The 3,741-nt window shown below is 62.1% G+C and carries 3 protein-coding genes; 1 reads left to right on the forward strand and 2 read right to left on the reverse strand.

Annotation, left to right across the window (positions count from 1 at the left end; genetic code table 11):
- Window positions 1-19: 19 nt before the first annotated feature.
- A complete protein-coding gene (locus RMO81_RS00650) occupies window positions 20-1,114 on the forward strand; it encodes an MBL fold metallo-hydrolase (RefSeq protein WP_310473793.1) in 1,095 nt (364 codons plus the stop codon).
- Window positions 1,115-1,156: 42 nt separating this feature from the next.
- On the opposite strand, the gene RMO81_RS00655 is transcribed toward RMO81_RS00650, so the two are convergent.
- Both RMO81_RS00655 and RMO81_RS00660 read right to left on the reverse strand, forming a co-directional pair.
- Window positions 1,157-1,735, reverse strand: a complete 579-nt coding sequence (locus RMO81_RS00655) for a hypothetical protein (protein ID WP_310473794.1) — start codon at window positions 1,733-1,735, stop codon at window positions 1,157-1,159.
- Window positions 1,736-1,910: 175 nt separating this feature from the next.
- A complete protein-coding gene (locus RMO81_RS00660) occupies window positions 1,911-3,431 on the reverse strand; it encodes a M20/M25/M40 family metallo-hydrolase (protein WP_310473795.1) in 1,521 nt (506 codons plus the stop codon).
- Window positions 3,432-3,741 lie beyond the last annotated feature (310 nt).

The following is a 3,741-nucleotide window of genomic DNA, read 5'->3' on the forward strand; positions in this document are numbered from 1 at the left end:
GTCAACCTAGCGTGGCGAAATGACCGAGCCGCCGCCCTTGTTGCCCATCCCCGCCGGCCAGGCCAGCACCGCGCCGCGCGAGGCCGACGAGATCAAGGGCCTGCGTTATCCGCTGGGCCGCTGGGTGCCGGGGCCGGGCGAAGCCGAGGAAGTGGCGCCGGGCATTTTCTGGGTGCGCATGGGCCTGCCGTTCGGGCTCGATCACATCAATCTGTGGGTAATCGATGCGGGTGACGGTTGGGCCATCGTTGATACCGGCGTTGGCCTGCCGGCCAGCAAGGCGGCGTGGGAAGCGCTGTTTGCCGGGGTGCTGAAGGGCAAGCCCGTCACCCGCGTGATCGTCACCCATTATCACCCCGATCATCTGGGCATGGCTGGCTGGCTGTGCCGCAAATGGGATGTGCCGCTGGAAATCACCCGCACCGAATATCTGCTGGCCCGCACCCTCACGCTCGACGTGCGCGATGCGCCGCCCGATGAAGCTGTCGACTTCTTCATGCGGGCTGGCTGGAGCGAAGAGCAATTGGCTGCAATGAAGGCCAAGGCGTGGGGCAATTTCGGCAAGATCGTCAGCAAGATGCCGGCAGGCTTCAAGCGGCTGCGTGATGGCGATGTGCTGACCATCGGTGCGCGCCAGTTCACCGTGGTGGTTGGCCGTGGCCACGCGCCGGAACATGCCTGCCTGGTGGCCGACGATGTGATGATTTCGGGCGATCAGGTGCTGCCGCGCATCACGTCCAACGTGTCGGTCTATCCCACCGAGCCTTATGCTGATCCCTTGGGCGACTGGCTGGAGAGCATCGACACGCTGCGGGCCATCCCCGATGACCTGCTGGTGCTGCCGGCCCACAACGAGCCATTTTATGGCCTCCACACACGGCTGGATCAGCTTGCCGCCGATCACCACGGCAAGCTGGAGAAACTGGAAGCCTTTTGCGCCGAACCCCGAACGGCGGTGGATTGCTTCGCCGCCTTGTTCCGCCGGCCCATCGGCGAGGCGGACTATGGCCTGGCCACCGGCGAAACCGTTGCCCACCTGCACTGGCTGGAAGAGCGCGGCCGGGTGAAACGCGTGAAAGACGGCAGCGGCGTGGATCGTTTCATCAGGGCGTGACGCAACTTGGGTTGATAATTTGGTTTTGCAGGCTTGATTGACTTATCGGGCACTCCGCATGTTCCAGGGTAGGGTATAGGCCTTGATCAGGCCAAGTTCCAACCCCGCCGCACCGTGAACAGGTAGGCCATTCCATGTCATGTCTTCGGGTTGCGCAATCAATACCTCGATCTGGGTGCCTTGGCTCAGTTCGTGTAGAATCGTTTCATTCAGCCTTTGGCTGGTTCGTTGGGAAATGCCCGGCCTTGCGTAGAAATAGACGCGCTTTGCCAGCCCCATTGTCGCCACACCAACGTATTGAACCAGCTCGTTCTTGACGAAGGCATAGACGCCTTCGTCCTGCGGTAACGCTTTAGAGAGCGTCAAAGCGCCATTAGCGTCCAATGTCCACTTGGATGCTTGCTGAAACCCCGCATCGAGCAGGGTCTGCGCGGAAAGAGGCGGCTTAGTTGCCGCCGGAGGCTTTTTCGGGCGCAGAGCAGTCTGGCGTGGCGCAGGAAGCTTACCTGCATTTTTCAGAACATTATATGCGTGCTGGTAGCGAATACCGAGCCTTGCCGCGATCTCTGTAACTGATAGTCCAGAATCGGAAAGGCGCCGGATTTCGTCAGACTTGGTCATTGGCCAATCCAAAATCAACTCGCCATGGGGGAGGCGGCGGCTTGTCGCTCGCAAGACTGTCGGCCCAAGCCTGAACAGTCGTCGCGCTGACTACGCGTCCGATGCGTACATCCTCCATTGCCAGCAGGGTCAGTCGGTGACGCTCATGCTGCTGATCGAGCCCGATCGACATGACCTATTTCGCCACCGCCATCTCATAGAGAAAATCCACAAACCCCGCCGTGCAGCCCGCCAGGCCCTGCACGGCGGGGTTGCTGCTTTCGATCACGAAATATTCGTTGGGTGCATGCGCGCCGCTGCCGTGGCCAAGGCCGAACTGGCCGGCGGGCAGCGACACCGGCGGCTGGGTGAAGACGCTGCCCGGCCATGATCCTGCGTTGCGCGGGTAGAGCGTGGCGGGTGCGCCGAAGCGGGCATAGACGGCCTGCTGGGCGCGCACGACGCGGGCATCCTCGGCGGTTTCGGTGGGGTCATACCCGCCGCTCACCACCACTTCGATATCGCCGAAACCGCGTTTGGCCAGATGCGCCTTCAGCTTGGCTTCGGCTTCGCGGAAGGTCTGGTTGGGCACCAATCGGCATTCCAGCTTGGCTTCGGCCCGGCCGGGCAGCACGGTTTTGCCGCCGGTGCCGGTGTAGCCCGCCACCAGGCCCTGAATGTTCACCGTGGGCTGCGACGCCAGCCGCTCCAGCGATTGCTGCCACGGTTCGTTGTTGATCCACATCTTCACGCCCATGGCGCGCTTGGCCTGTTCCTCGTTCTGGGCGGCGGCCGTGATCGCGATCAGTTCCTTTTCGCGTGCCGTCAGGCCCCGCACATTGTCGAACCAGCCATCGATGGCGGGGGTGAAGCCATCTTCCTTCACCAGCGTGCCCAGCGCCTGCACCAGATGCCACACCGGGCTGTCGACATGGGCGTGCTGGCTGGAATGAATGTCGCCCTTCGGCCCCTTGCCCCAGCGTTCGCCGCTGGCAATCAGCTGGAATTCGATCGGGCCTTTTGCACCCAGATTGATCACCGTGCTGCCGTTGGCCGTCTGCCAGGCGGTGGGGATCATGATGCCATCGCATTTTTTCAATGCCGCCAGCACTTCGGGGGCCTGCACGATCTGGTGGAAATTGGGCGAGGCGATCTCTTCCTCACCTTCGGCGACCAGCACCAGATTGACCGGCAGTTTCTGCCCGGCTTCGCGGAAGGCGTGCAGCGCGGCAAGGAAGGCGGCTTCCGGCCCCTTCTGGTTGATGGCGCCGCGGCCCACGATCACCTGGCCCCAGCCCGGCTTGTTGGTGATGCGCGCCTCGAACGGCGGGCTGGACCATTCGGCCGGGTTCACCTGCTTCACATCATACATGAAATAGATGCCCACCGTGCGCTTTGCCCCGGCGTCGAGCGTGGCAAAGATACCGGGCTGGCCGCTGGTCGGCATGCGCTTGACCATCTGGAAGCCGGCGTCTTTCAACAGGCCCATCGTGTAGGCGCAGGCTTCTTCCATCTGCCAGTTTTCGGCCGCGATGCCGGGATGTTTGATCCAGTCCTGAATGCGGGCGATGTTTTCGGGCAGTTGCTTGTCGATTGCGGCGCGGATCTTTTTCTGGGCAGCAGCTGCGGGTGCGGCGGAAATGGCCGATCGGGCCATGCCGGGCAGTGCCAGAGTGGCAGCCGTACCCGCCAGCAAGCGGCGGCGATCGATGTTCATTTCCGTGTCCCCTTTTTGGGCGCCAGCCTGCCAATATTGACCAGCAATCGGGTCACCCACAGCGGCCAGAGTAATCCAGCAGATCGGGATGAAAAGCCTGATTATTGTGCTGCATTGCAACAGCTTCGGTTGTTGCAATGCAGCATTGTCAAGGGCCGACTAGGGGATGATACGGTGACAGATTGACACATGCGACAGTTTGATTAAGAACGATTCTGCTGCGACGTCCTGTCGCGTTCCGTTCGCGGATCGGCCCATCGGCGGGTTGTGGCAGCAAGGACTGGGTCGCGCTCATTTCACCCAATCCGGC

This window comes from Sandarakinorhabdus sp. (assembly GCF_031422795.1).
Taxonomy (GTDB): Bacteria; Pseudomonadota; Alphaproteobacteria; order Sphingomonadales; family Sphingomonadaceae; genus Sandarakinorhabdus.

Coding starts and splice junctions, on each gene's coding strand:
- RMO81_RS00650 (WP_310473793.1), top strand. CDS start 20: ATGACCGAGCCGCCGCCCTTGTTGCCCATCCCCGCCGGCCAGGCCAGC.
- RMO81_RS00655 (WP_310473794.1), bottom strand. CDS start 1,735: ATGACCAAGTCTGACGAAATCCGGCGCCTTTCCGATTCTGGACTATCA.
- RMO81_RS00660 (WP_310473795.1), bottom strand. CDS start 3,431: ATGAACATCGATCGCCGCCGCTTGCTGGCGGGTACGGCTGCCACTCTG.